The sequence below is a fragment of the Aeromonas sp. s11 genome (assembly GCF_040907945.1).
Taxonomy (GTDB): Bacteria; Pseudomonadota; Gammaproteobacteria; order Enterobacterales; family Aeromonadaceae; genus Aeromonas; species Aeromonas veronii.
Map to the genome: position 1 here is coordinate 66303 of NZ_JBFOCU010000006.1, position 26579 is coordinate 92881.

Consider the following 26579-nt stretch of genomic DNA (forward strand, 5'->3'; position numbering starts at 1 on the left):
TGATAATTAACATGAAAAAATGTGGAACAGCCATTGCTTAGTGATATCAGACTCAACAGAGGGATATCGCCATGAAACCGACCACCAATCAAGCGCCCGTAGCCCACGTCGCCACTCAAAAAGAGACACTGACCCCCCGCGAAGGCACCTTCCTGATGATGGTGGCCCAACTGGTGGTGCTCACCTGCATCGTACTGGCCGCCACTGTCGGCGGCCTCTCTTGGCAGTGGACCCTGCTGCTGGCCATTCCGCCGGTGATCGGCGGCGCCCTGCTCAGCCGGGTATGGGGCAAACTGCCCCACTAACTGCGCTTCAGCTCACACACCTTCCCGAACCGGCGGCCGACCCTCAAGTCGGCCGTCTGTTTATCTGCCACCAGGCTAATGCTGATTGGCCGCAACGAAGGCGCGGCTTGTTTTTCGTTAAGCAAACCGCAGCGACGAACCGTTCAAACAAACCGCACAAACCAACCTGCACTAAAGGGTATGGCTGCCAAGCTGCTCTTTGAGAAAGTCGAGCCAGACCCTCAGCCGGATATCCCGCTGGGCATCGGAGTAGAAGACCGCATTGATGGGGCGCGAGGCGCCGCTGTTGCTGCGCGCCAGCACCTCCACCAGCGCGCCGCTCTCCCGATCCGGCCCAGTCATGAAATCCGACAGACAGACGATCCCCTGCCCCGCCAGCGCCAGCTGACGCAAAGTTTCGCCGCTGCTGGCACGCAGGCTGGGGGTAATGGCAAAGCGATCCCCCTGCTCGGCACTGAGCAGCGGCCAGTGGTTGAGGTGATCGGGATGCAAAAAGCCGAGCAGCTCGTGACCGCTCAGCAGATCCGCCGGTTGGCGCGGGGTGCCGCGCTCGCTCAAGTAAGCAGGAGAGGCCAGCAGCCGCAGCCGCGAACGGCCCAGTGGCAGTGCGCGCAGTGAGGAGTCGGTCAGCTCGCCGATGCGGATGGCCATGTCCACCCGCCGCTCCATCAGATTGATAAAGCCCTCCGAGCTGTGCAGTTGCAGCTCGATGGCAGGGTAGCGGCGGCGAAACTCGCCGATGATCGGCACCAGCCGGTGCAGAATAAAGGGGGTAGCGGCATCAACCCGCAAGATCCCCTCTGGCTGCTCCCGGCGCATCAGCAGATGCCCCTCCGCCTCGCTCATCTCGGTCAGGATCTTCACCGCCCGCTGATAGAACCAACTCCCCTCCTCGGTCAGGCTGACCCGGCGGGTGGTGCGATTGAGCAAAACGGTTGAGAGCTTCTCCTCCAGCCGCTTGATGCCACGGCTCACCACCGAGTTATCCATACCGAGGTTCTCCGCCGCTTGGCGAAAACTGCCCGCCTCCACCACCGCCACAAACAGGGTCAGTTCATCAGAATGGGTCTTCATTGCTGTTATCCGGACAAGAGTAATGGGCCTTTATAGGCGCAGCCGCTGTGGATTAGCAAGCGTGCTCAGACAGACGATCTTGTTTTTCGAAGAGAAATAACCAGAGAGAATCACTATCGCTCACCCTGTTTAATCAGTAGAATGCCATCAAGAGGAATCGTATGAAGCCAGATCATCAAGGAGATACATTAATGGAGTTTGAAGAACGGCTGGCTATTGCCCATCAACTACTGGCTGACAGTGGCCTCAAGGAATTTCACTACAATCCGTGGCTGTTCAAATTGCTGCGTAAACTCGGCGTCCCCGTCAAGCCGCCTTATTACGCGGGCTGGCTTACCAATTTCCTCTGTTCCGGCCTCTCTATTGCGCCGTTATGGGGTCTGATTATGTGGACATTCGTCTGGCATCCAGAGGGAAGGGATCTTTTATCAGCCCTGTTCAACACAGCCATGTTCGCTGGCGTATTTGGTCTTTTCACCTTAATTGGACTCTGGCTCAAACGCCGGCAGCTTGGATTGACCCCATGGGAGCAGTTGGAGCACCAGCACATCAGTAAAGGCACAGCAGAAGAAGGTTAAAGCTCCTGCTGCCGATTGAAACTGAGTGCAATACAGGCTCTGAAGAGCACACTTTCACAGACTCGGACTCTCACCTTGCCAGATTTCGTTAAATTTTTTATCAGCTTTTCAATTAACTGCCTCATCCAAACCGCCATTGGCCTCTTGGTTCTCGCCTACAGGCTTTTCCGCCACCACAATGGCAACTGGCGCAGCTATCGACGAAGCTGGGATCCTCTCCCTCTATTTGCCTCCATTTTCCTTGGCATGGTGATCGCAAAAAAGCTTCATCCGGCCATCATGGCAGCCTTGTAGTGATTGGCCATAGCTTGGACGTTCAATCAAGTAGTTCACCAGATGATCAAACAGTTGTGCCCTCACTGTGAGATAAGCAGTGGATCAAAGCGTCCATACGGGCCAGTAATATCTCTTTGCGGGTTTTAGGTGGTTTGCCATTGAACGCGCAATCAGCGAAGGTGAGCTGGTGACTCATGCAGAAACAGGGGTGTTGACTACAAATTCAGACAATCATTCATAAAAATTTCTCACTACTGCTATTGCTGCTCTCCCCCCAATACTGTTTTGCGACCAGCGCCCTGTTTCCAGCAAGTCACGGCAGGCATACTGATCCTTCGTTTTTGCCAAGGAGGTTCAGATGTCATCACCCGTGATTGTGATTGCCCAGCTTGAAGCCAAACCCGAATTCGCCGCCCAGTTTCGCGCCGCCCTTGAGCCGCTGATTGCGGCCACCTTGCAAGAGGCGGGTTGCCAGCGCTATCAGCTACATCAGGACTTGGACAATCCACACAGCTGGATGCTCTACGAGGTGTGGGAGAGCGAAGCCGCCCTCACCGCCCATCAGGGCCAATCCCACTTTACCGAGTTTGTCGCCAAGGCCGAGCCCTGGTTTGCCAGCAGCACCATTCGCCGCTATCAGCCACTGGGCGCCTGACTGGCCCGAGAGCCTGTTTCTGTTCAGCCCATCAAGGGCCAACCACCACCCCATTGAGGAACAAGATGATCAATATGCCACCCATGGGTCTGGGCACTTTCCGCCTGAAGGGCGAGCCGCTGCTTGCCACCCTGACCAACGGTCTGGAGCTGGGCTATCGCCATATCGATACCGCCCAGATCTATGAAAATGAAGCCGAGGTCGGCGCCGTGCTGACCCGCAGCACTGTTGCCCGTCACGAGATCTACCTGACCACCAAGGTGTGGACCAGCGAGTTTGGCCCGGGCAAGCTGATCCCGAGCCTGGAGGTAAGCCTGGAAAAACTGGGCACCGACTATCTGGATCTGGCGCTGATCCACTGGCCCTCCCCCAAGGATGAGGTGCCGATGGCAGTCTATCTGGAGCAGTTGGCCGAGGCCAAGGCACGTGGCCTGACCCGGGAGATCGGGGTCTCCAACTTCACCGTGGCCCAGCTCAAACAAGCTATCGAGATTTTGGGGCCGGGGGCCATCGCCCACCAGCAGATCGAAGTTCATCCGCTGCTGCAAAACCGCAAGGTGGTCGAGTTCTGCAAGGCCCACGGTATCGCCGTCACCGCCTATATGCCGCTCGCCTATGGCAAGGTGCTGAGCGAGCCGCTGCTGATGGAGATTGGCAAACGCCACGGCGTCTCGGCGGCGCAGGTGTCGCTGGCCTGGCTGCTGGCGCAGGATATGACAGTGATCCCGAGCTCCACCAAGCGGGAGAATCAGGCCGCCAATCTGGCCGCCCTCGATATCACCTTGAGTAGCGAGGAGATGGCCGCCATCGCCACGCTGGGTCGGGGCGAGCGCTGCGCCAATCCCGACTTTGCCCCTGCATGGGACTGACGCGAAAGGCGTGAGACTAACGCGAAAGAAAGGCTGGCTCGCCAGCAAGCCAAATTAAACAGGGAGAGCATCATGCTCTCCCTGTCTCTTTTCTTGCCTCACGCTTTGCAGCGCTTGCTGAACGTCCAGTCGCCACATTGATGCCAGATACAGCCCCGCAATCAGGGCGCGTTCTGGCAAAGGGCGGGATCGAACACTTGCTTCCAGTCTGATTTCATATCGACCACCACCCAACCCCGTGCTTTTGCCTGCGCCAGCCCATCGATCAGTTTGCCACTGGCAGGAGGATGGCTGTCGTAGGCGTATTCGCGCTTGGCATCGGTGTGGTGCACCAACAAACCAAAAGTCTGGTAATCCGGGTTGGTCGAGGTGTATTGCAGCATGGGCACGTCGCCATCGCTGTTACCAAAGGCGCCGACCGGACGCTGCCCCATAAAAAGGTGAATGGCGGCCGGTTTCGCCTTGCTGTCATCGAAATAGGCGCCGTTCATGGTCTTGCGGATCTCGCTGCCCTCCCCGGTCAGGGCAAACTCGCCGAGGCTAAAGGAGCCAATCACCTGCTGGGGCGGGATGCCATACATCTGCTCGGACATCACCCGCATAAAATCGACGCCGCCGCCGGAGACAATCCAGGTCTGGAAGCCATTATCCCGCAGATACCCCAACAGCTGCTTCATCGGCAGATAACCGAGCTGATTGTAGTGGCAGCCAAAACGGGGATCCTTGCTGCTGTTGACCCAGCGAGTGACCCGCTCGGCAAACTCGGTGGTAGTCATGCCGCTGTGGGTCAGTCCCACCAGCTTGGCGAGCCCCTTCTCCCCCGATTTGGCCACGGCCTTGAGGTCATTGTTCAGCACTGCCGCGACGATGGGGTCGGCCTTCCACTCCGGGTGTTTCGGTGCCAGGCGCTTGATCTCGTCCATCGCAAACTGCAGCTGATAGGTCATGGGCGCTTCCGGCCAGAGGGTGCCGTCATTGTCAAACACCACATGGCGCTTCTCTGGCGGAATAAAAGTGGGCTGCTGCTGATCGGTGGCATTGGTTACCCAGCGGGTGATCGCCTGCTTGGCTGCCGTGTCATTCCAGGCAGAGAGGGGATCGCTCTGGCCGGCCTGTACCGCAAAGGCGCCGCACAGCAGCAAAAGAGAGGAGAGTCGATTCAAGGTCATCATGTTACCTGTCAGCTGGATATTGCCTGTCTATTGCCTGTAGATGAAAGCGCACGGCCATCACAACACCGGCGCACATGGGTTCAACACACACGGGTTTCACAGGGAAAATCCTATGGCTGCCAGCTTGTACTGGAGCTTAAGCAAGCTCAGAAAAGGAGCAGCGTTCATCCCGTTCTGCGAGGCAGATCACTGCGTTGCGCTCACGCCGCGGGCACCACAATCCCCTCCCACGCAGCGTTATTGCTGCTTATTTGGCAAAAGTAATTTGCTGTCACCGTCATTTTTGCCAACAAAACCCATCGGCATACTGGCGCCATTCTCCCGTCGGGAGTCCCAAACCAAGGAGTTGTTATGCCACTGGCGTTATTTGCCCTTACCCTGAGTGCCTTTGCGATCGGCACCACCGAATTTGTGATCGTGGGGCTTATCCCCACCATCGCCGAGCAGCTCAATGTCTCGCTCCCCTCGGCGGGCCTTCTGGTCAGCCTCTATGCCCTTGGCGTAGCCATCGGTGCCCCCGTGCTCACGGCGCTCACCGGCAAGGTGCCGCGCAAGTGGTTGCTGGTAGGGCTGATGGCACTCTTTACCGCCGGCAACCTGCTGGCCTGGCAGGCCCCCGGTTACGAGAGCCTGATCGTGGCACGCATCCTCACCGGATTGGCGCACGGGGTCTTCTTCTCGGTGGGCAGCACCATCGCCACGGGTCTTGTGGCCAAAGAGAAGGCGGCGAGCGCCATCGCCATCATGTTCAGCGGCCTTACCGTGGCGCTGGTAACCGGCGTACCGCTCGGCACCTGGATTGGTCAGCTCTTTGGCTGGCGTGAAACCTTTCTGGTAGTAAGCCTGCTCGGCCTCATCGCCATGGTGGGTAGCCTGCTGCTGATCCCGAGCAACCTGCCCAAGGGGGCAGCCTCGACCATCCGCGAGCAACTCTCGGTACTGACCAAAAAGCCGCTGCTGCTGGTCTACGCCAAAACCGCCCTTGGTTATGGCGGCGCCTTCACGGCCTTCACCTTCCTCGCCCCCATCCTGCAGCAGGTGAGCGGCTTTAGCGCCGGTGCGGTGAGCCTGATCCTGCTGGTGTACGGGGTATCGGTCGCCATCGGCAATATCTGGGGCGGCAAGCTGGCCGACAAGATGGGCCCATTGCCCGCACTGAAACTGCTGTTTGCCGGTCTGGCGCTGGTGCTGCTGGCCCTCACCTTCACCGCACCCCATCCGGTGCTGGCCGTGCTCACCGTGCTGGTGTGGGGCGCCTTTGCCTTCGGCAACGTGCCGGGTCTGCAGGTACTGGTGGTGAAACAAGCCGAACTGCACACCCCCAAGGCGGTGGATGTGGCATCGGGCCTCAATATTGCCGCCTTCAACGTCGGCATTGCGCTGGGATCTGTGGTCGGTGGTTTTGTGGTAGAGCACCTCGGCCTGATGCACACACCCTGGATCGGCGCCCTTATCGTGCTACTGGCCTACGGGCTGACCCATGTCAGTGAGCGCCGCGAAGCCCTCCGGCTCGCTGCCTGTCAGGCATAAGCTGCGCCAGCAGGCGTCACGCAAGGGCGTGGCGCCTGCTGCAATCGGTGCGGCAGGCTTCTATGCTGTGACACAGCCTCAACCCCTCAACTGTTTCAGCAACTGTTTCAGTAACCAAGCCGGTCACCCTCGCATCATTTGCCACGGAGTCTGTTATGAAGGTGCTTATCGTCTATGCCCATCCCGAACCTAAAAGCTTCAACGGTGCCCTCTTCTGCCACGCCATCAGGGCGCTGGAGCAGGCGGGCCACACAGTGATGACCAGCGTTCTCTATGCCATGGGCTTTGATCCCGTCTCGGATCGGCGCAACTTCACCGCCGCCAGCGATCCCGATTTTCTCAAGCTGCAACTCGAAGAGCTGGCTGCCACCGAGCAGGGCAGCTTTACCCCGCAGCTGGAGCAGGAGATGCGAAAGCTGGAGGCGGCCGATCTGCTGATCTTCCAGTTCCCGCTCTGGTGGTTTGGCCTGCCCGCCATCCTCAAGGGGTGGGTGGATCGGGTCTTTGCCATGGGGCGGGTCTACGGTCAGGGCCATATCTACGAGAGCGGCAAGTTTCGCGGCAAGCGGGCGTTGCTGAGCCTCACCACCGGTGGCCCTGCCGAGACCTATCTGCCCAACGGCTTCAACGGCGATATCGACGGGGTGCTGCGCCCCATCCAGCGCGGGATCCTGCAATTTGTCGGCTTCGACGTGCTGCGCCCCCATATCTGTTATGCCCCGGTGCGGGTCTCGCAAGAAGAGCGGGAAGCCTGGCTCGCCCAGTGGGCCGAGCGCCTTGGCCAGATTGAACAGGAGTCCCCCATCGCAGTCGGCCGCTACCAGTAACGGCTGACGCGGCTGACACTCCCCCCCACACAGCACAAAAACAGCGAGCGGCCCCCGGCCGCTCGCTGTTTTTCACGCTCTGTCGTTATGGTTTTTGTTATCCGTGGGCAAGCCTTATGCCGCCTGTTGCACGCCTGCTTTGCCGGTCACGGCACGCTTGAGCCAGTAGTCGAGGCTGACGTAGCGGCCCCCGCCATAAACCAGCAGCACCAGCAGCATCACGAAATAGGTGGCGGCAAACTCCATCCCGTTGTTGAGCATCACGGGATCCCCGAGCTCGGTGATGTAGTTGTAGCGACCGGGGAAGTTGGCGGCCAGCCACTCGATAAAACCGTTGAGGCGCACAGTGGCCTCCATGCTGCCGGTGGCGATGGCATCCCAGCCGTGCTTCCAGTGCACCATGGCACTCGCCACGCTCATCAGGAAGATGGTGGGAATGGCCATGATGCGGGTAAAGAGGCCAAGGGCGATGCAGATGCAGCCCAGCACCTCGGTACCTGCCGCCAGAAAGGCGAGCAGGGTCGGGAACGGCAGGTTGAGCCCCCCTTCCGAGACCGGCGCACCAAACCAGGCGACCGTGCCGGCAAAGCCCATCACCTTGGAGTGGGCCCCCACATAGATGACCGGAATGAGATAGAGGCGAATGGCCAGCAGGGCCAGAAAATCGAGCCGCTTGCACTGGGCCACCGCCCGCTCGTACCACTGGATCAGGGTGTTGTTCATGGGAATTCTCCTTGGTGTTTGCTAAATGAGGGCAAGGGAGTGCCAGGCTGGCGCTCACCGACGGGCAGGATAAGCAGACCCAACCGGTGAAAATGGCGCGCCCACTCGATCAGATCAAAGTCACTGCGTACCTGTTGCACCAGTTGCTGGAACGCGGTTTGGGTGATCCCCGGTTGCTGTTGCAGCAGCTGGATCAGGGCCACATCCCATTCGCGCAAGCGCTGGGTCACCACCTGATGATCCGGGCTGCGAAACAGGCCATAGAAGTGGCTGCCCTGCCGTGTCGGTAGCACGCCGCTGCGACGAATAGCGAAGGGGAGTTCAAGCAGTTGCAAGGTGGGATTGAGCACAAACGAACTCTCCGCCGTCACCTCCTCCCCCGGCAACACTTGCGGCACCACCCCTTCATCAATCTCGACACAGAGGCAGGCCCACTCGTACTCCAGCAGCGCCAGCCGCTGCCTGGGCCAGTTGAGAGAGCCCTCACTGTGGCGATGCTGCACATAGCGGACAAACTCGGTGGCGATATGGTGAAACTCGGGGGCCTCGGCGCCGTGCTGGATAACAAAGCCCTCCACCAGTTGCCATCTGTCCACCGGCGCCCAGTGAGCGTGGGTGAGCGGAAAAGCACTCTCCAGCACCGACTCCACATTGGCACGCACGCTGCGGGCATAGTGGCTGGCGATGCCATCCTGCGGCAGCCGCACCCGGCTCGCCAGCCAGGCGGTCTGCTGCTGCATCCGCTGCGGCGCCGTTTTGGGCGCAGTGATCAGTGATAACCGTCTATCCATAGCGCACCTCCCGCACCTGATGGTCAATCGCCTCGCAACAGGCGCCGTGCACCCGCGCCAGCTCGGCCTCCAGCTCTGCCAGCGGTGGCAGATGGTGATCCCGCTCCAGCAGCAGGGGGCGCAAGCCGTGGGTCTGCACCGTATAACGAGCCAGCGCCACCACCGCCTCGCACACCGGTTTGCCATGGGTATCCAATAAAGTTCCGTCAGCCTCTTCCAGATGACCGGCGATATGGAAATAGCGGATCGCACTGCCCGGCAGCCCGGCGATCATCCGTTTGGGGCAGTAACCGTGGTTGCGGCTGTTGACGAAGACGTTGTTGATATCGAGCAGCAGCTCGCAGCCGCTGCGCGCCACCAGCTCGGCGAGAAAATCCTCCTCCGGCATCTCGTGGTCATAGCCGTGGTAGTAGGAGATATTTTCCAGCACCAGCGGGCGGGCCAGCGCCTCCTGCACCTGCGCGATCCGCTCGGCCAGATAGGGGATGTTCTCCCACTGCCGTGGCACCGGTAAGAGCTCGTAGAGATAACCCTGTTGGTCGCGGGAAAAGCTCAGGTGCTCGCTGTAGATCCCGATACCGAACTCATCCAGAAAGGTGCGGATCTGGCTGAGCAGGGTGCGGTTGAGGGGCTGACAATCGCCGAGGGAGAGGCTGAGGCCGTGGGCCACCAGCGGGTAACGCTCGGCCAGCTGATGAAGCTGCACCCGCTTGGCGCCGCCTATAGCCATCCAGTTCTCCGGCGCCAGCTCGAGAAAGTCGATGCCGGGGCGGACGGGGCCGGCGCAGAGCGCATCCAAATGCTCCTGGCGTAGTCCGATCCCCCGACAGCGAGAGCTTATTGGCCGCATACCCCCTCCGTCATCTTGCTGCTCTTGCTGGCTCTGTCGCCATCAATCCCCTCTCCCGCCACGCCACACTTGCCATCGCGAGCGCGCACCAGCCGCCCCTGCGGATCACTGTCGAGGGCCTGCTTTTCAAAGCGCTTCTCGGTGCCGCACTTGCCCGCCGCACACTTGCCGCCGTGTTGTTCGCTGGGGGCAGCTTTCACCGGCGCATCGCTCGGGGTGGCCGCCAGCGCCAGCCCCGGAGTCAGGGCAATCAGGCTGGTCATGGCGATGGAGAGGGTCAGTTTGCCGGTGGTTTTGTTGCTGCTTGAGTTACTCATGGGCGGACTCCTTGACGGATGAAACGGGGTAGCTGGAGAGATCGCGGGCGGCCACGATCTGGCCGTGAAACTGCTGTTTGACGATGGCCATCGCCTCTTTCTTGTGATTGAGGCCAACCCCCATCCAGTGGTTGAGCACCAGCAGCTTGGGATTCACCTCGGCGGCAATTTTGGCCACCACAGATGGCTTGGCATGGAGCGAGGCGGAGACCGGGTCGGCCCCTTCGTGGATGGCGAGCGGCATCACCAGAATGTCGGCCCCCTTGGCAAACGGCACAAAGGCCGGGTTGCTGCCGTTCTGATCCGCCGAGATAACAATGGTCCCCTCGGCGCTCTCGATGCGATAGGCCAGACAGGGCACGTCACCGTGAGGGATGCCGAGCGCGGTGATGGTCAGCCCATCCTGCTGATAGACGGTGTGAGGCTGCGGGCTCTGGTAGGGCACATCGTGCAAGGTGATGGGGAAGAGGCCATCGATGCCATCCTTGAAGCCGCTCAGGTAGGCATAGGCGCCCTTGTCTTTGTTGAAGAGGGCATCGAAGTAGCCGCTCATGCTAGGGAAGGCCGAGCCGGCCTCTGGCCCCGCCAGATCCAGCGGATCGCTGCGCTCGAAGAAGTAGGCACCCTTGAGCAGGGCGGGCAGGTCGGTCACATGGTCGGTGTGGAAGTGGGTGATGCCGATAAAATCGACCTCTTCGAGCTTGGCCCCCGCCTGGCCGAAGCGCAGGTAGACGCCGCCACCGGCATCGATCAGGATGCGGGATTTCCCCTTCCACCAGATCACCTCGCTGGAGGAGGCACGCAGGTCGTCGGAGATGGGGCCACCACTGCCGAGCACCTGCAGAGTGAAGGTTTTATCCAGTGGTGTCAGTTGTACCGGCTCGGCACAGGCCGGGGCGACGGTGAGCGCGCACCCGATGGCCAGCGCCACCGCTTTCAATCTCTGTTTCATCACAATTACCTGTCGGTTGGTTGTCGGTTGAAAGTGTGTCGTTTAAAGAGGGGGAGAGAGAGGCCGATGGCGACGAGTGAACGCCAGCCACCGGCCATGGCGGGGCGCGAGCCCCCCGCCGTCAGTTACCGTCCCGTTCGTCCGCCTGCCAGCGCGCTTCCAGCCAGAGCAGGTTGCACAGGCCCAGCAGCAGGGCGAATCCGAGGCCCAAAATCCAGGTGAAGTACCACATAGCAGATCCCTTGAGGTCAGTAGAGTTGATGGCTGTCGCGCTTGATGCGGGCACGGTCGAGCTTGCCGCGCACCACCCGATAGACCCAGCCGGTGTAGCCCAGGTTGATCGGCATCAGCACCAGCACGAGGCCGAACATGATGGCCAGGGTCTTGTAGCTGGAGGTGCTGTCCCACAGGGTCAGGCTGCTGACGGCATCGAGGGATGAGGGCAGCACGAAGGGGAACAGGGCGATGGCCACCGAGCAGAGCATGGCGGCGCAGGCAATGGCGCTGGCCAGCAGCGCAATTTGGCCCCGCTCCAGCCAGGAGGCAATCCCGCTCACCAGCGGCGCCAGCGTCCCGATGATCGGCACCAGCCACAGCAGCGGATAGTCAAAGTAGTTGCGCAGCCAGCCTCCGGCGTGGGGGATCACCCCTTTCATCAGCGGGCTGATGGCGGCATTCGGGTCAAAGGGTTGTGTGCCCACACCGGTCAGCTGAAACCCTTGCAGATCCACCAGATGCCAACCAGCCAGCAGGTAGCAGAGGCTCACCAGCGGGGCCAGCAGGATGGCGATCCCCCGTGCGCGCAGCGCAGGGGTGCCGGTCACCTTGGCTTGCAGAAAACCGGCGCCGTGCAGCAGCAACAGGCTGATGGCAGTGGCCAACACCGAGAGCAGCCAGCCCCAGTGGAAGTCGAATGCGCCATAGTGCAGACGCAGCGCCGTGTCGAAGCGGAACGGCAGCCCTTCCATCACCAGACCGATAGCCGCACCGAGGATCAGGGTCGGTATCAGGCCACCGGCCACCAGCGCCCGATCCCACCAGCGGCGCCACACCGGATCGGCCAGCTTGCTGCGATAGTCAAAGCCGACCGGACGCAAAAATAGCCCGAGCAGCAGCACCACCATGGGGATGTAAAGCCCCGAGAAGGCGGCGGCATAAACCAGCGGCCAGGCGGCGAACAGGGCACCGGCACCGGCAATCAGCCACACCTGATTGCCCTCCCACACCGGCCCCACGCTGTTGATCACCAGACGGCGGTCGTCGTCATCTTTCGACACCACCGGCAGCAGCATGGCGATGCCGAGATCGAAGCCATCCATCACGATAAAACCGACCATCATGAAGAGCACCAGCGCCCACAAGATAAGTTTCAGGGTTGCGTAATCCATCAGGCGATCCTCGCAAGTTCGGGTTGTTCACCGCTGTAGCGGCCGGTATGGAGAATGGCGGGCCCCTTGCGGATCACATGGCGCAACAGGAACAACTCCACCACCAGCAACAGGGTGTAGATGGAACAGATAGCAATGAGGCTGAACCAGAGTTGGCCCGGCTGAAGCAAAGAGACCGAGGCCGAGACCGGCAGCACATCGCTGATGGTCCAGGGTTGACGGCCGAGTTCGGCCACCAGCCAGCCCGCCTCGATGGCAATCCAGGGCAGCGGAATGCTCCAGAGCAGGGTCTTGAGCAGGCGCGGTGAGTCTTGCAGCCGGTTGCGGCAGAGCTGAACAAAGCTCACCACCATCAGCCCCAGCATGGTGACGCCAAGCCCCACCATCACCCGAAAGCCCCAGAACAGCGGCGCCACCGGCGGGATGGAGTCATCGACCGCTTTGGCGATCTCCGCCTCCCCCGCCTTGGCGATATTGCTGGCATAGGGGGTTAGCAGCATGCCGTAGCCGAGATCCTTGCCGTGCTGCTCGAAGCGGGCGCGGTTGGCCGGGGTGTCATCGCCCTGCCGGATCTGCTCGAGGGCCTCGGCCGCCACCATGCCGCTGCGAATGCGCGCCTCGTTCTGCACCTTGATATCCTTGAGGCCGGTCACCGCCTCGTCGATGGAGCGGGTAGCGATGATCCCCATCAGATACGGGATCTTGATGGCTGCGTGGGTGGTCTCGGCAGTCTGATCCGGGAAGCCGAACAGGGTAAAGGAAGCTGGCGCCGGCTCGGTCTCCCACTCCGCCTCGATGGCGGCAAGCTTCACCTTCTGCACCTCGCCGGTGCGATAGCCCGACTCATCCCCGAGCACAATGACCGAGAGGATGGCCGCCAGTCCGAAACCGGAAGCGATGGCGAAGGAGCGCAGGGCAAACTGCACCTCGGTCTTGCGCAGCAGATACCAGCTGCTCACCCCCATCACGAACATGGAGGCCGCCACATAGCCCGCCGCAACGGTGTGAACGAACTTCACCTGCGCCACCGGGTTAAAGAGCACGGCGGCGATATCCACCAGCTCCATGCGCTGGGTCAGCAGGTTGAACTCGGCCCCCACCGGGTTTTGCATCCAGCCGTTGCCGATCAGGATCCAGAGCGCCGAGAGATTGGAGCCGAGCGCCACCAGCATGGTCACCAGCAGGTGCTTGCCACGGGAGAGCTTGTCCCAGCCGAAGAAGAAGAGCCCCACCAGGGTCGATTCGAGGAAGAAGGCCATCAGCCCCTCGATGGCCAGCGGAGTACCGAAGATGTCCCCCACATAGTGGGAGTAGTAAGCCCAGTTGGTGCCGAACTGAAACTCCATGGTGATCCCCGTGGTGACCCCCATGACGAAGTTGATGCCAAACAGTTTGCCCCAGAAGCGGGTGATGTCCTGATAGATCACCTTGCCGGTCATCACATAAGCCGACTCGGCGATCACCAGGATCCAGGACAGCCCCAGCGTGAGGGGCACAAACAGGAAGTGGAACAGGGCCGTGGCGCCAAATTGCAGGCGAGACAGGCTGACCACGTCATCCGGATTGATCATGCGTCACTCTCTTTTGTTGTATTTGCCTTGCACGTTTCGTGCGTGACAAGTACATCACGGAGCATGACACCTATAACAGATGCAGTTATATTGAATTACACCTATAACAGTTGATCCAGATCATGTCCCTTTACCAGCAGTTGGCCGACCGCCTGCAAAGCCAGATCGACGATGGTATCTGGCAACCGGGGGAGCGCATCCCCTCCATTCGCCAGAGCTGCAAGACCCACGGGCTCAGCCCCATGACGGTGTTGCAGGCCTATCAACTGCTGGAGAGTCAGGGGCGGATCCTCGCCCGCCCCCAGTCCGGTTACTACGTCAAAGCCGCCTCACCACAGGTCGTGCAGCACACGCCGAGCCAGACCCACTACAGCGGCTCGGTGGATATCAACGATCTGGTGTTCGAGGTGTTGCAGGCGAGCAAATCGCGGGATCTGGTGCCCCTTGGCATGTCGGTGGCAGACCCGACCCTGTTCCCCCATCCCCAGCTCGGACGGGCCCTGGCCAGCTGCATGCGCAAACTCGATCCCTTCAGCACGGTGGCCGACCTGCCCCCCGGCAACGAAGCGCTGCGCCGCGCTATCGCCCAGCGTTACGCCAGCGACGGGGTGGCGGTCAATCCGCAGGAGATCATCATCACCACCGGCGCCATGGAGGCGCTCTCCCTCAGCCTGCAGGTGCTGACCGAGCCCGGTGACTGGGTGGTGGTGGAGTCCCCCACCTTCTATGGCGCCCTGCAAGCCATCGAGCGGCTGAAACTCAAGGCGGTGGAGATCCCGGTGATTCCGGGGGTGGGTATCGATCTGGCGCTATTGGAAGACGCCCTCACCCGTATTCCGGTCAAGGCGTGCTGGCTGATGGGCAATGTGCAGCACCCGCTGGGCCACACCATGCCAGATAGTCACAAAGCGCAGCTGATGGCGCTGCTCAACAGCCACGGGGTGCCGCTGGTGGAGGATGACGTCTATGCGGAGGTCTACTTTGGCCGCGAACGTCCCAAGCCGATCCGCCACTGGGATCAGCGTGGCGACAGCCTGCTCTGCAGCTCCTTTTCCAAGTGTCTGGCGCCGGGCTTTCGGGTCGGCTGGGTGGTGGCGGGGCCCCATGCCGAGCGGGTGCAGCGGCTGCAACTGATGTCCACCCTCTCCACCAATGTGCCGAGCCAGCTGGCGCTGGCCGAGATGCTGCGCCAGGGCGGGGTCGATGCCCACTTTCGCCGCCTGCGCCACACCCTGGCCCAGCGCCAGCAGCAGATGCGGGCGGCCCTGCAACGGCTGTTGCCGGACGAGGTGCGGATCTCCTCCCCCGATGGCGGCTACTTTCTCTGGCTGGCGCTGCCTGCCCATTTCGACAGCCGAGCCCTGCACGCCAAGGCTCTGGGCAGCGGTTTTTCAGTGGCCCCCGGCGCCCTCTTTTCCAGTCAGGGGCAACACAACCACTGCCTGCGCCTCAACAGCTCCCATCCCTGGAGCGAACAGCTGGAGCAGGCCCTCACCCGGCTGGCAGCGCTGATTGCCGCGCAGCTCGGTGAAAAGTAACGAGGCAAGGAGCCGCTGGCGAAACGAACAAAGGCCCGCAACGGGCCTTTGTAGTTGGGGAGTGACGCGCCCTGGCTCGCCATCAAAAACTGATCATCTGGCCATGATCTGCGACTGCACCTTGAAGCCCAGCGCCTCGTAGAGCGCTTGGGCGCACTCGTTGAAGGCCATCACCTCCAGCCGGATTTGCTGAGCATCACGGGCCTTGGCCCACTCATCGCAATGGGCGATCAGCGCCTTGCCAATCCCGCGGGAGCGGTGCTGCTCATCCACCACCACCGAGCCGATGCGGCAGATAGGCTGCTTGCTGAGATACGGGATTGTTTCGTTGATGTCGATCCGCGCAGTCAAAAAGCCCACCACCATGCCATCCTGCTCGGCAACGCAGAACAGACGCCCTTCCGCGCCGATAGCGCTCAGCAAAAATGCCCGCTCCTCTGGTGACGGCGGGCAGAACACCTCGGGGTAATGTGCATGGTGGATCTCTCCTATCTGCCGGTTCAGCTCGACAATGGCGTCGATATCCAGTTCGCTTGCCTTGCGTATCTCCAACGGTTGCTCCTTGCAAAAAGGGTGATGGTCCTGCGCCATCTTAGGGGCTGTGTCCCGCAATCCAAATAGGCTCATCCGTATCTTTTGACGAGCAACCTAAACAACAACGCCCCTTGAGCGGGGCGTTATCGGCAATCCATGGCGGTGAGGAATATCAGGCGGGGGCGTTAAGTTGGGCCACCTGCCGCTCGATGCTTCCCTTGAGGTTGTCATCGAGTTTGAGGGCGCGCGCCAGTTCGTCGAGATAGCCTCGCTCCATAAAGTGATCCACCTCGATGGCGAGCAGGGAGGCGAGATAGACCTCGGTGGCCAGCTCCATGTCGGTCACTTCCCGCGCCAGCGCGTGGGGATCGAGGGGGCGGGCCAGCTCGGCGTCAATCCAACGGGCGACATCGCTCTGGCCCTGTTCGGTCAGGTACTCCTGAATTTTCTGGCGCTCGGCGCCGTCGATATGGCCATCGGCCCGGGCTGCCGCCACCATGGCGCGCACCAAAAGCGCTGCGCGGGCATCCAGCGCATTGCCTTCCAGCCCACTGATGGGATGGGTGGGCTGGGCCGGTGCCGCCTGCTGGGCCTGCCAATCCTGATAGAGCTTGTAGGCCAGCCCGCCAAGGGCCGCAGCGCCCCCCACGGCAGCGGCCTTGCCACCATATTTGCGCACTTTTTTATTGCCCAGCAGCAGACCGAGCGCGCCGCCGGCCAGCGCTCCCTGCATCTGCCCCTTGCGCTTGTCTCCGCCTTCGTTGAGCCAGCCTTTGCCTGCCCCCAGCAACTGTTCCAGCATCTGTTTCATGGTGTCACTCCTGCGGCTATGTTCCCATCGATAGAGCAAGATAGTGACCCCGCCCCCCTGAATCGGGGATGAACCCTTGACCGGGCAGGCCGATGGGGCAAAGCTCAGGGAAACCCTTCAGGCAATAAGGATGTAACTGTGCCCAATCGCGAACTGACCCTGCAATTTCTGGCCGAACCCTCTGACGTCAATTTCGGCGGCAAGGTACACGGCGGCATGGTGATGAAGTGGATCGATCAGGCGGGCTATGCCTGCGCCGCCGGCTGGTGCGGCGGCTATGCGGTGACCGTCTATGTGGGGGGGATCCGCTTTTTGCGCCCCATCCAGATTGGCCAGCTGGTGGAGGTGCACGCTCAGGTGATCCACACCGGCACTACCAGCATGCATCTGGCGGTGGATGTCTACAGCCGCCACCCCACCGACACCGAGCGCCACAAGACTACCCACTGCATCATCATCTTCGTGGCGATGGATGAGCAGGGCAAACCGACCCCGGTGCCCCAGTGGCAGCCGGTGAGCGACAGCGATCTGCAGTTGCAGCAGTACGCCAAAAAGCTGATTGCCCTGCGCGAGGAGATCGACAAGGAGATGCGCCAGCACCTCTGAGCTTGGTGATTCCCCTGCCCGATAGAGGGGGCGCTTTCGGCCAACGGCGGCGCCCCTGTATAATCCCCCCTCTTCCCGCAACCGGAACCCTGCCCATGTCACTGGAAACTGCCCCACCCGAGGTGAAACTCGCGGTGGACCTTATCGAACTGCTGGAAACCAATGAGCTGGCCCCCGCACTGGTGCTGGCGGCGCTGGCCATTGTGAAACAGGATTACGAGCGCAAGCTGGCGGAGGGGAAGGATCACTGATCCCCCCGTTTTATCTTTCCGACTTCAGTTTTTCACCACATAGCCACTCACTGCGGCCCCATCACCTCGTCGCACAGGGCGATCAGGGCCGAACTCAGGCGGGTGAGCGGCTCGCCCCCGCTTCTCCCGGCATGGAGGGCCAGCTCCACCGGCGCCACCTTGGGCCACTGGGTCAGGGCCAGCTGATCGGCGGGCATCAGCCGTTTGGGTAGCAAGCTCACCCCGATCCCCGCGCTCACCGCCCCCTGCAAACTGGCGAGGCTGGCGCTGACATAGGCGATACGCCAACGCCGACCCAGACCATCAAGCGCCTCGGTCATCTGGCGCCGATAGAGCCCTTCGCTCGGGAACACCACCAGCGGCAGCGGATCCCGTTCCCGTGCGGGCCAGTCGCGACTGTCGACCCACACCAGCGGCTCGCGCCAACTGGCAAGGGGCGAACCCTTTCCCCGAGTCTGCTTGACCAGCGCCAGATCCAGCTCCCCCGCCTCGAAGCGCTGCCAGATCTCGTGGCTCAGGCCACTTTGCACCTCCAGCCGCACCTCGGGGTAGTCGCGGGCAAAGGCGGCCAGCACAGGGGGGATGGCGCCTGCGGCAAAATCCTCCGGCACCCCAAGGCTGAGCGCCACGCTCCCTTCCGTCACTTGTTCTTCGGCCTGCGCCAGCAGCGCCAGAATGCGGCGGGCCAGCCCCAGCAATTTTTCCCCCTCCGCTGTCGCCACCACCTGACGGCCAGCGCGATCCAGCAGTGGGCAGCCGAGCTGCTGCTCAAGGCGGCGGATCTGCTGGCTGATGGTGGATTGGGTCAGATGGACCCGTTCACCGGCGCGGGTAAAGCTGCCGGTGTCGATAATGGCGACAAAACTGCGCAGTAACAGGGGATCCAGCATGGGGCGCTCCATTTATAAACTCACTGAAACCCATTCTATCATTTAATTTCCAAATGATTTTCGACCCCGCTAGGCTGGCGTTTTTGCCTCCTTTGACGGTGATCTGCCATGTTCAGCCCCGATGACTCCGCGTCCCGAATCCCCCCTGGTTCTCCCAGAACCGGAAACTGCACCCGATGAATCAACGAAATGCGGGTCATCCCGCAGGCCAGACCGCCCTGCTGGCGCTGGTGATCCTGATTGGCCTGAATCTGCGCCCCTTTCTTACCGCCATCGGCCCGCTGAGCGGCGAGATTGGCCGCGCCCTGTCGCTGGGGATGGACACCCTCGCCTGGCTTACCCTGTTGCCGCTCTGGCTGATCGGGATTGGCGTGCTGCTCACCCCCAGCCTGCGTCGGCGCGCCAGTGCGTGCCAACTATTGGGGGCGGCCCTGCTGCTGCTCGGCATTGGCAGCGCCATCCGCTTCGATGCCCAAAGCGGCAGCTTGCTGATCGCCAGTGCTGCGCTTTGTGGATTGGGGTCGGCACTGGTGCAGGGAGTGCTACCGGCGCTGATCAAGCAGGCCTTCGCCCACAAGGTACCGCTGGTGATGGGGATCTTCTCCGCCTGCATGATGGGGGGCGGAGCACTGGGGGCCAGCCTCACCCCAAGGCTGGCGGCGAGCCTCGACTGGTCGCGGGCACTGGCGCTCTGGAGCCTGCCGCTGCTGCTGGCCCTCGTCTGGCTGGTGTGGAAAGTGCGTCTGCCAAGCACCGCCGCTGTCGCAATCCCCCACGGCGAACAGCGGCTGATCACCCTGCCCCGCAGCTGGTTGCTGATCGTCTGCTTTGGCATCATCAACAGTGGCTACGGCATCGTCGTGGCCTGGCTGGCCCCCGCCTATATGGCGCAGGGCTGGAGCGCCGCGCAGGCGGGCGAACTGGTCGCCTGGCTGGCACTGGCCCAGACCGCCAGCGGCCTCGGTCTGCCGCTGCTGGCGGCGCGCAGTCTGGATCGGCGACCGTGGATGGGCCTTGCCATCGCCATGCAGCTGGCGGGATTTGGCGGTCTCTGGCTGGCGCCAGCCAGCGCCCCCATTCTCTGGTGCATGCTGTGCGGTGCCGGTCTTGGCGGCAGCTTTTCGCTCATCATGGTGATAGCGCTCGATCACCTGCCCGCCCCGCGCCGCGCGGGCACCCTGAGCGCCCTGATGCAGGGCTTCGGCTTTATGCTGGCGGCCACCGGCCCCTGGGTGGCGGCACGGCTCTATCACTATGTGGGCGACTTTGCGGCCGCCTGGCAGTGGCAACTGGGAGGATTGCTACTGATGAGCCTGCTGGTAGTGCGCCTCGACCCGCGCCACTACCCCCGCGTCATGCGGTTACCGACCGCCAGCGAGCCGACCATCTCGGCGCCCCTCCCAACCAGCTCTGCAGTCCAAAACAACACACCGGCCTGAGGCCGGTGTGTTGGGGATAGCAGTGTTGAGGATCACAAGACGAGGCTGACGCCACTCAGGGGAGCAACTTAGCGCCCCTTCTTCTGCCGTCCGGTGTTAGCGGTGCGCGGCTTGCCAGCGGCCGGTTTGCCACCCTTGAGTGACCCTTTACCAGCACCACCTTTATTGGCAACACCTTTGCCAGCGCCACCCTTACCCACCGGCAGCTTCTTCTCGAAGGCTTCCGGGCCCGGCACATTGGGGCGCCCGCCAATCTCGTGATCGTCATCGCGGCGCGGCTTCTTGCCCTGCCCCGGTTTGGCGCTTTGCGCCGCAGGAGCCTTGGCCGCCTTGGGTTTGTCGCCTTTGGCCGGTTTCACCTCGGAGGAGGAGTCCTCAATCAGCTTGAACAGATCGATCAGCTCGTCGTCGGTGAGATCGCGCCACTCGCCTACCGGCAGCCCCTTGAGGCTGACGTTCATGATGCGGATGCGCTCCAGCTTGGTCACTTCAAAACCGAAGTGCTCGCACATGCGGCGGATCTGGCGGTTAAGCCCCTGCACTAGCGTGATGCGAAAGACGAACGGCGCCTCTTTCTTCACCTTGCACTTCTTGGTCACAGTACCGAGGATCGGCACCCCGGCCGCCATGCCGCGCACAAACTCGTCGGTCACCGGCTTGTCGACGGTCACCAGATACTCTTTCTCGTGATCGTTGCCCGCCCGCAGGATCTTGTTGACCAGATCGCCGTGGTTGGTGAGAAAAATCAGCCCCTGCGAATCCTTGTCGAGCCGCCCGATGGGGAAGACCCGGGTGCTGTGGTTGACGAAATCGACGATGTTGTCCTTCTCGCCCGCCTCAGTGGTACTGACGATGCCCACCGGCTTGTTGAGGGCGATCAGCACCAGACTGTCCGCCTCGCGCGGCTCGATCACCTGACCGTTCACCTTGACCAGATCGCCAACCTGCACCTGATCACCGATCCCGGCCCGCTTGCCGTTGATAAAGACGTGGCCCTGCTCGATAAAGCGGTCGGCCTCGCGGCGCGAGCAGATGCCGCTCTCGCTGATGTATTTGTTCAGGCGCATGGATTCGTTAGCCAGCATGGATCACCTGCCACAGGGTCTGGGCCGCGCCCGGTTGTGCCATCGCCTGTTCCGGCTGCGCCGGGGAGGCTGTCTGCTGCATCAGCCAATTCACTACGTCAAAGTTCTGCATACCATTCCATCTTCAAAAAAGGCCAATGCCAGCTTATCCATCAAAAAACGCCGCTACAGTAGCATAATTGCCCCCTTTCAGGGGCAGATAGTTGCAAGGTCGCAGCGCCCAAGCGGGCATCCGCGGACAAGTTCACGCCGCCAGATGGCCCGCGATGCAGCCTTCGAACGGCCAGCCTGATGCCAACGGCGTGATCAGGCGCCCACAGCCAGCGCGGCCGAACGCCATCAACTATACATATCACCTTGTTTCCATTAGGCTTTAAGCCGGTTGGCTGCGCCCAATGTGCTGCGCCAAACTCGCCCGCCCAGAGGCGGCCCCCACCCTATCGCCAAGGATTGCACCATGCTGGCTCACACTCGCCGCCTTGTTCGCCGTGCTCTGCTGACCCTGTTGCTGCTGTTGCTGACTGCATGGGCGGTGATCGCCTACTTCGCCTGGCAGGCAGCGCCGCTGCAGCTGTGGCACACAGTGGTGCCCCCCGAACTCAGTGTCGATGAGCTCGATAGCAGCGACTGGCAAGCCTATCTGACCCGCGAAGCAGAGCTGTTCGAGCTGGTGGCCAGCGAGGTGGTCGCCAAGACGCCGCCAGCACAGCAACTAGCCAGCAATCGCTACTATCAGGACGCCCCCATCAATCCCGCCCGCTTTCAGCAGAACTGGAACCGCTCCTACCTGCTGCGCCCCGAGGGGGAAGTCAAAGGAGTGGCGGTGCTGCTGCACGGCCTGACCGACTCGCCCTACAGCCTGCGCCATCTGGCCAGACGCTATCAGCAGCAGGGCTTTATCGCGCTGGGACTGAGGATCCCCGGTCACGGCACCGTGCCCGCTGGCCTCGTGGATGTGGATTGGGAGACCTGGCTGGCCGCTACCCGATTGGCGGTGCGGGAGGCCAGATTGCTGGCACCGGGCAAGCGGCCGCTGCATCTGGTGGGCTTTTCCAACGGCGGTGCGCTGGCGGTGAAATATGCGCTCGATGCGCTAGCCGACCCGAGCGGCACGCTGGCAAAACCGGATCGGCTGGTGCTGATCTCCCCGATGATCGGGGTGACCCGCTTTGCCCGCTTCGCCGGGCTCAAGGCCGTGCCTGCCCTGCTGCCCGCCTTTGCCAACGCCGCCTGGCTCGACACCATGCCGGAGTTCAACCCGTTCAAGTACAACTCGTTTCCGGTCAACGGCGCGCGCCAGTCCTATCGCCTGACCCACGCCATCCAGCAGCAGGTACGCCAACTGGCCGCCAGTGGCGAGCTGGCGGCGTTTCCCCCCGCCCTCACCTTCCAGTCGGTGATGGACTACACCGTCAGCACCCGCTCCATCATTGCCGATCTCTACCACTACCTGCCGGCCAACGGCAGCGAACTGGTGCTGTTTGATATCAACCGCAGCACCCTGTTTGGCCCGCTGATGAGCTCGGCCTCCGAGCTGGCGCTGCACCGCTTGCTGCCAAACGCCCCCGGGCACTATCGCCTCACCGTGGTGGGCAACGTCGAGCCAACCTCCCCCGCGACGCAGGCCAGAACGCTGGCCAGCGCCGACCAGCCTGAGCAAGTTCACCCGCTGGGTATCGATTATCCCAAGGAGATCTACTCACTCTCCCACGTGGCGCTCCCCTTCCCGATGGACGACGCCCTCTATGGCATGGCGGCGCGCCCGGAGCAGCGGGAGCAATACGGCATCAATCTCGGCGGTCTGGCCCTGCGCGGCGAGCGCGGCGTGCTGATCGTCAACCCCGGCGCCCTCACCCGCACCTCCTCCAACCCCTTCTACCCCTATCTGCAGCAGCGGGTGATGGAGACCCTCACCGCCCCTCCCGTCGTCCGGCCTGCCGCCGTACCCCCTGCCAGCAGTGGTCAACCTGATGCGGCCTATCAGGCAGAAGTGGAGCAGTTTTTACAGGAGAGCGATGAGAGCAGCGCGCCTTTCTAGGGTGTCTCTGGAGAATCGGCAAAGAGCCACTGGCGCTGGGTCGATGGCGATACAAGAAAGGGGCCGTCAATTGACGGCCCCTTTCTATTGATGATGGCTATGGGAGTGATGGCTTGGTGGGCTCAGGTATAGATGCTGACTTCTATCAGGTTCTGATCCGGATCGAGGAAATAGAGTGACTCTGATAGGTGTTACACCGTCAGGCGCCGCGCCAGCCCTGTCAGGGATAACGGCTCACTTCTATCAGATTCTGGTCAGGGTCGAGGAAGTAGATGGATTCTATCGGCCCGCAGGCGTCACTTTTGGTCACCGGCCCCTCGACAATCTCCACCCCGTGGCAGGCAAGCTGGGCCATCACCTGCTCCAGCGGCCAGCGGGTGATAAGGCAGACATCCCCCGACCCCACCTGCGCCCGATTGCGCGGCTCCTGCCCAAGCAGTTGCAGATTGATCTTCTGGTTGCCAAACCCTACCGCCCGGCGCCCCGCACCGAAGGTGATGGCCTCCATATTGAGCACCGAACTGTAAAACGCCACGGCCCGTTCGATATCACTGACCGTCAATACCAGATGGTCGATATGGCTGATCATGGTTACCTCCTGGTGGTGATCTGGCTGATGTGACCGACATATGCCCGCAAGCATCCGACTGTTACCGCCACGGCGGGCAACCCCATCTTACCCGACAAGGGAGAGCCCATGTGTGCCGTGGCGCGCAAAGAGGGCGCAAACGTTCTGGTCAAATAAATTCGCGTTACTGCACCGCTGCGCACGCTTTGTCACGCTGGGCCAGCAGGGCTTCATCGTCACTGTCCATTGCCGCCAGAATCGCCTGATTGCAGGCGCGCTCCACCAGCTTGGCAGGACTCTGCTTGGCATCCCCAATCTCTGCAATCATCGGCCGATAACTGATGGCAGCCGAGCAGTACATGGTGCGAAATTTGGGCAGTTGCCAACTGCTGTCATCCTGCCGGGTCAAGTCATCACACAGCTTGTGAAACAGGGCGGACGCCTTGACCGTGCACTGGCTAAAACGCCGAACATCCTGCTCGTAGGAACGACAAACGCTCGGCTGCTGGATCTGCCACAGCTGAAAAGAGAACGGGACCGACTCCCCCTCATACTGCACCACCAGCGTCTTGGCCTCGGTGCCATAGATATCCGCAACCTGCTGCTGTACCAGATTGAGGTAAGCCGAAAAAAGATAGGAAACCGGATCCATCACCACCTCCCTGTGGTTGTTACTGCCGCGCTCTCTTACCGAAAACCAGGGCGATCTTCAAACGAGTAACAGGCGACAACAGCTTACTGATTTGGTTGGAAAAAATGATACTCTTCTCGCCACCCTCATGTACAACGTTCAAGGCTAAAGTGCGATGCAACAATGCGGTATTTATGAACAGCTCATTACTCAACTGCTGACATCTCGACTCGACCGCGCGCGCTTTTACGTAGGGGAACGCCAACTTGAACCTGCCGAAGCGGCAGTTTGGTTATCCAGATTTCTGAGCCGGGTTTTGGAATATGCGGTGGGTTCGGTCACTGGAGAGGATCAGCTGCAACGGCAGATCGAGCTGGCTAACCAGTTATTGCTTTGGCTAAAGGATCGCACCCAAGACCCAGACTTTATTGGCGAGAACCTCATCGATAGTCAGGGGAAAATTCTGACCGCGCTCTACCAGTTGGATAACCCCATCTCCGCCAATTTAAAGCAATATGCCGAGGATATTTTCCCTCTGACAGGTCTCACTCAGAGCGAACTGTTTTGTGGCAGCAATGCGGGTTTGTCGATGGAGTCGGAGATTAAACGGGAGATATTATCTGCAGATAACATCTGCTGGCTGGTCTCATTTATCAAATGGGCAGGTATCCGGATTTTCCGTCATGAGCTGGAAGAGTTCACTCGCAGCGGCCGCCAATTAAAAGTAATTACTACCTCTTATATGGGGGCGACCGACGCCAAGGCAGTTGAATTTTTAGCCAGCCTCCCAAATACCGAAGTCAAACTCAGCTATAACACCCAGCGCGAGCGGTTGCATGCCAAGAGCTATCTCTTTTGCCGAAATACCGGCTTTCATACCGGCTATATAGGTTCCTCCAATCTCTCTCACTCTGCCCTCACCAGCGGCTTGGAGTGGAACCTAAAAATCACCTCGCAAGAGATCCCTCATATTATCGAGAAATCCCTGAGTACCTTTGAAACCTATTGGGAATCCGATGATTTTGAGCTGTTTGATGGCAAGCTCGAAAGCCGTACGAAATTGCAGCATGCACTGCAAGAGGCCCGTGGAGATGGGGACAAAAATAGCCCCGCCTATTTCTTTGATATCACGCCGTTTCCCCATCAACTAAATAGCTGTTCCGAATAGTAGATCACCGGAGGAAGGGAACTCAGTCCAGTTTGTGCGATCTGATTAGTCGCTAAACAAAACAAGCCACACCCAAAGGACTGAGTTGATGCCTATCCTACCACCTCTGCCACGACCACAACGGCGCCGCATTCACAAAATCATCCATGCCACCCGTGATAAAGGACATGCTCGTCGCTTGATGGCCATCTTGCTGTTACATGAAGGACGCACGATCACCGATGTTCATCACCTTACCGGCGCTGCGCGCTCGACCATCGGTCGTTGGCTTCGGTGGTATCGAGATGAAGGCATAGATGCGCTAGAAGCCTTACCGGCTGGCCGTGCCCCAGTCTTACCTATCGCCAAGATTGTCACCTTACTGGTGCTGCTCATGCAGTTTTCTCCGCAAGATTTTGGTTATCAGCGCAGCCGTTGGTGTACTGAACTATTGGCTATAAAAATCAATCGGTTAACAGGGCTCAATGTGGCAGCCTCCACGCTCCGCCGATGGTTACCTCGTATGGGCATTGTCTGGCGCAGGCCCGTGCCGACCTTGCGGATAAAAGACCCAGCCTATCAGGAAAAAATGGCGAATATCGACGCCGCGCTGGCCCGCTGTGATGCCGATAATCCGGTGTTTTATGAGGATGAAGTCGATATAGACCTCAATCCCAAATTAGGAGCCGACTGGATGTTCAGAGCGCAGCAAAAGCGGGTTGTCACACCGGGGCAGAATGCCAAGCATTATCTGGCAGGCGTTCTCCACGCAGGCAACGGAAGGGTACTTTACGTCAGCGGGATCAAGAAAAACTCATCGCTGTTTATTGCCATGCTGGAAAAGCTGCGCCACCACTACCGACGAGCCAAAACCATCACGTTGATCCTCGATAACTACATCATTCACAAAAGCAAACAGACCGAGCGATGGTTGAAGAAGAATCCCAAGTTCTGCCTGGTGTTCCAGCCAGTTTACAGCCCTTGGGTTAATCACATAGAACGGCTATGGCACAAGTTACATGAAACCATCACGCGCAATCATCAATGCAGAGGGATGGCAAACCTGCTGGCCCGAGTGAAACACTTCATGGATACCGTGTCTCCTTTCCCGGGGAATGGCTATGGCACAGCGAAGGTGTAGCACTATTGGGATCAGTTATTTA

General features: G+C 60.8%; 29 protein-coding genes and 1 pseudogene. 13 read left to right on the plus strand and 17 right to left on the minus strand.

Annotated features, from left to right (window positions below):
* Positions 1 to 71 precede the first annotated feature (71 nt).
* Complete coding sequence (locus AB5Y84_RS01260; protein ID WP_139406510.1) at positions 72 to 305, plus strand: hypothetical protein; 234 nt, start codon at positions 72 to 74, stop codon at positions 303 to 305.
* A 171-nt stretch (positions 306 to 476) separates the two neighbouring features.
* Here AB5Y84_RS01260 and AB5Y84_RS01265 read toward each other — a convergent pair whose 3' ends face one another.
* Positions 477 to 1379 carry a LysR substrate-binding domain-containing protein gene (locus AB5Y84_RS01265; RefSeq protein WP_042081961.1) on the minus strand — a complete coding sequence of 301 codons (903 nt, stop codon included), beginning with the start codon at positions 1377 to 1379 and terminating at the stop codon, positions 477 to 479.
* A gap of 191 nt (positions 1380 to 1570) precedes the next feature.
* Between AB5Y84_RS01265 and AB5Y84_RS01270 the strand changes: the two genes are divergently transcribed.
* From AB5Y84_RS01270 to dkgB, 3 genes are all read left to right on the plus strand, one after another.
* A complete protein-coding gene (locus tag AB5Y84_RS01270; RefSeq protein WP_236282726.1) occupies positions 1571 to 1957 on the plus strand; it encodes a DUF6404 family protein in 387 nt (128 codons plus the stop codon).
* Positions 1958 to 2591: 634 nt separating this feature from the next.
* Positions 2592 to 2888, plus strand: coding sequence for a putative quinol monooxygenase (locus tag AB5Y84_RS01275; RefSeq protein WP_368176211.1), 297 nt, complete (start codon positions 2592 to 2594; stop codon positions 2886 to 2888).
* 65 nt (positions 2889 to 2953) lie between these two features.
* Positions 2954 to 3757 (plus strand): 2,5-didehydrogluconate reductase DkgB, encoded by an 804-nt coding sequence (dkgB, locus tag AB5Y84_RS01280; protein ID WP_368176212.1) that lies wholly within the window; start codon positions 2954 to 2956, stop codon positions 3755 to 3757.
* Between the two features lie 161 nt (positions 3758 to 3918).
* Here dkgB and AB5Y84_RS01285 read toward each other — a convergent pair whose 3' ends face one another.
* The gene (locus AB5Y84_RS01285; protein ID WP_368176213.1) at positions 3919 to 4926 is read right to left on the minus strand and encodes an HAD family hydrolase; all 1008 of its coding nucleotides are present in this window, start codon (positions 4924 to 4926) and stop codon (positions 3919 to 3921) included.
* Between the two features lie 354 nt (positions 4927 to 5280).
* On the opposite strand from AB5Y84_RS01285, the gene AB5Y84_RS01290 reads away from it, so the two are divergent.
* Entirely contained in the window at positions 5281 to 6459 is a 1179-nt protein-coding gene (locus tag AB5Y84_RS01290) for an MFS transporter (RefSeq protein WP_368176214.1), read from the plus strand.
* Positions 6460 to 6614: 155 nt separating this feature from the next.
* A complete protein-coding gene (locus AB5Y84_RS01295) occupies positions 6615 to 7286 on the plus strand; it encodes an NAD(P)H-dependent oxidoreductase (RefSeq protein WP_368176215.1) in 672 nt (223 codons plus the stop codon).
* Positions 7287 to 7400: 114 nt separating this feature from the next.
* Here AB5Y84_RS01295 and AB5Y84_RS01300 read toward each other — a convergent pair whose 3' ends face one another.
* The 8 genes from AB5Y84_RS01300 to AB5Y84_RS01335 all read right to left on the minus strand — a co-directional run bounded on the left by AB5Y84_RS01300 (position 7401) and on the right by AB5Y84_RS01335 (position 13878).
* The gene (locus tag AB5Y84_RS01300) at positions 7401 to 8009 is read right to left on the minus strand and encodes a DoxX family protein (RefSeq protein ID WP_005337566.1); all 609 of its coding nucleotides are present in this window, start codon (positions 8007 to 8009) and stop codon (positions 7401 to 7403) included.
* Positions 8006 to 8800, minus strand: a complete 795-nt coding sequence (locus tag AB5Y84_RS01305) for a putative DNA-binding domain-containing protein (RefSeq protein ID WP_368176216.1) — start codon at positions 8798 to 8800, stop codon at positions 8006 to 8008. Before AB5Y84_RS01305 ends, AB5Y84_RS01300 begins: the two co-directional genes overlap by 4 nt.
* A complete protein-coding gene (locus AB5Y84_RS01310; protein ID WP_368176217.1) occupies positions 8793 to 9650 on the minus strand; it encodes a DUF692 domain-containing protein in 858 nt (285 codons plus the stop codon). The genes AB5Y84_RS01305 and AB5Y84_RS01310 overlap by 8 nt, the downstream gene beginning before the upstream one ends.
* Positions 9638 to 9967: a hypothetical protein gene (locus tag AB5Y84_RS01315; protein ID WP_042057704.1), complete on the minus strand. Its 330-nt coding sequence runs from the start codon at positions 9965 to 9967 to the stop codon at positions 9638 to 9640. Before AB5Y84_RS01315 ends, AB5Y84_RS01310 begins: the two co-directional genes overlap by 13 nt.
* Positions 9960 to 10919 (minus strand): MBL fold metallo-hydrolase, encoded by a 960-nt coding sequence (locus AB5Y84_RS01320; protein ID WP_368176218.1) that lies wholly within the window; start codon positions 10917 to 10919, stop codon positions 9960 to 9962. Before AB5Y84_RS01320 ends, AB5Y84_RS01315 begins: the two co-directional genes overlap by 8 nt.
* A 121-nt stretch (positions 10920 to 11040) precedes the next feature.
* Complete coding sequence (gene cydX, locus AB5Y84_RS01325; RefSeq protein ID WP_005337572.1) at positions 11041 to 11151, minus strand: cytochrome bd-I oxidase subunit CydX; 111 nt, start codon at positions 11149 to 11151, stop codon at positions 11041 to 11043.
* A 16-nt stretch (positions 11152 to 11167) separates the two neighbouring features.
* Positions 11168 to 12307, minus strand: coding sequence for a cytochrome d ubiquinol oxidase subunit II (cydB, locus tag AB5Y84_RS01330; protein WP_368176219.1), 1140 nt, complete (start codon positions 12305 to 12307; stop codon positions 11168 to 11170).
* Positions 12307 to 13878 (minus strand): cytochrome ubiquinol oxidase subunit I, encoded by a 1572-nt coding sequence (locus AB5Y84_RS01335; protein ID WP_139732364.1) that lies wholly within the window; start codon positions 13876 to 13878, stop codon positions 12307 to 12309. Before AB5Y84_RS01335 ends, cydB begins: the two co-directional genes overlap by 1 nt.
* Positions 13879 to 14000: 122 nt before the next feature.
* Here AB5Y84_RS01335 and AB5Y84_RS01340 point away from each other — a divergent pair, with 122 nt between their 5' ends.
* Complete coding sequence (locus AB5Y84_RS01340) at positions 14001 to 15416, plus strand: PLP-dependent aminotransferase family protein (protein WP_058058766.1); 1416 nt, start codon at positions 14001 to 14003, stop codon at positions 15414 to 15416.
* Between the two features lie 93 nt (positions 15417 to 15509).
* Here AB5Y84_RS01340 and AB5Y84_RS01345 read toward each other — a convergent pair whose 3' ends face one another.
* Positions 15510 to 15968 carry an N-acetyltransferase family protein gene (locus tag AB5Y84_RS01345; RefSeq protein ID WP_368176220.1) on the minus strand — a complete coding sequence of 153 codons (459 nt, stop codon included), beginning with the start codon at positions 15966 to 15968 and terminating at the stop codon, positions 15510 to 15512.
* A gap of 154 nt (positions 15969 to 16122) precedes the next feature.
* On the minus strand, positions 16123 to 16761 hold the full coding sequence (locus AB5Y84_RS01350) for a tellurite resistance TerB family protein (RefSeq protein ID WP_042656069.1): 639 nt from the start codon (positions 16759 to 16761) through the stop codon (positions 16123 to 16125).
* A 138-nt stretch (positions 16762 to 16899) separates the two neighbouring features.
* On the opposite strand from AB5Y84_RS01350, the gene AB5Y84_RS01355 reads away from it, so the two are divergent.
* The gene (locus tag AB5Y84_RS01355) at positions 16900 to 17367 is read left to right on the plus strand and encodes an acyl-CoA thioesterase (RefSeq protein ID WP_139410503.1); all 468 of its coding nucleotides are present in this window, start codon (positions 16900 to 16902) and stop codon (positions 17365 to 17367) included.
* Between the two features lie 95 nt (positions 17368 to 17462).
* Positions 17463 to 17618 carry a pleiotropic regulatory protein RsmS gene (rsmS, locus tag AB5Y84_RS01360; RefSeq protein ID WP_368176221.1) on the plus strand — a complete coding sequence of 52 codons (156 nt, stop codon included), beginning with the start codon at positions 17463 to 17465 and terminating at the stop codon, positions 17616 to 17618.
* 47 nt (positions 17619 to 17665) lie between these two features.
* On the opposite strand, the gene AB5Y84_RS01365 is transcribed toward rsmS, so the two are convergent.
* Positions 17666 to 18508, minus strand: a complete 843-nt coding sequence (locus AB5Y84_RS01365) for a LysR family transcriptional regulator (RefSeq protein WP_368176222.1) — start codon at positions 18506 to 18508, stop codon at positions 17666 to 17668.
* A gap of 176 nt (positions 18509 to 18684) precedes the next feature.
* On the opposite strand from AB5Y84_RS01365, the gene AB5Y84_RS01370 reads away from it, so the two are divergent.
* A complete protein-coding gene (locus AB5Y84_RS01370) occupies positions 18685 to 19947 on the plus strand; it encodes an MFS transporter (protein WP_368176223.1) in 1263 nt (420 codons plus the stop codon).
* 68 nt (positions 19948 to 20015) lie between these two features.
* Here the strand turns inward: AB5Y84_RS01370 and rluF are convergent, their stop codons facing one another.
* Entirely contained in the window at positions 20016 to 21032 is a 1017-nt protein-coding gene (gene rluF, locus AB5Y84_RS01375) for a 23S rRNA pseudouridine(2604) synthase RluF (protein WP_368176224.1), read from the minus strand.
* Positions 21022 to 21144 carry a hypothetical protein gene (locus AB5Y84_RS01380; RefSeq protein ID WP_265177243.1) on the minus strand — a complete coding sequence of 41 codons (123 nt, stop codon included), beginning with the start codon at positions 21142 to 21144 and terminating at the stop codon, positions 21022 to 21024. The genes rluF and AB5Y84_RS01380 overlap by 11 nt, the downstream gene beginning before the upstream one ends.
* A 345-nt stretch (positions 21145 to 21489) precedes the next feature.
* On the opposite strand from AB5Y84_RS01380, the gene AB5Y84_RS01385 reads away from it, so the two are divergent.
* Positions 21490 to 23070, plus strand: coding sequence for an alpha/beta hydrolase (locus tag AB5Y84_RS01385; protein ID WP_368176225.1), 1581 nt, complete (start codon positions 21490 to 21492; stop codon positions 23068 to 23070).
* Between the two features lie 220 nt (positions 23071 to 23290).
* Here the strand turns inward: AB5Y84_RS01385 and AB5Y84_RS01390 are convergent, their stop codons facing one another.
* Entirely contained in the window at positions 23291 to 23659 is a 369-nt protein-coding gene (locus AB5Y84_RS01390) for a VOC family protein (RefSeq protein WP_368176226.1), read from the minus strand.
* A 163-nt stretch (positions 23660 to 23822) separates the two neighbouring features.
* Positions 23823 to 24290 (minus strand): hypothetical protein, encoded by a 468-nt coding sequence (locus AB5Y84_RS01395; RefSeq protein ID WP_368176227.1) that lies wholly within the window; start codon positions 24288 to 24290, stop codon positions 23823 to 23825.
* 154 nt (positions 24291 to 24444) lie between these two features.
* On the opposite strand from AB5Y84_RS01395, the pseudogene AB5Y84_RS01400 reads away from it, so the two are divergent.
* Together AB5Y84_RS01400 and AB5Y84_RS01405 are read left to right on the plus strand one after the other, a co-directional pair.
* Positions 24445 to 25416, plus strand: a pseudogene (locus tag AB5Y84_RS01400) (phospholipase D-like domain-containing protein); the annotation flags it as partial.
* A gap of 109 nt (positions 25417 to 25525) precedes the next feature.
* Positions 25526 to 26557: an IS630-like element ISAhy2 family transposase gene (locus tag AB5Y84_RS01405; RefSeq protein ID WP_001809438.1), complete on the plus strand. Its 1032-nt coding sequence runs from the start codon at positions 25526 to 25528 to the stop codon at positions 26555 to 26557.
* Positions 26558 to 26579: the final 22 nt, after the last annotated feature.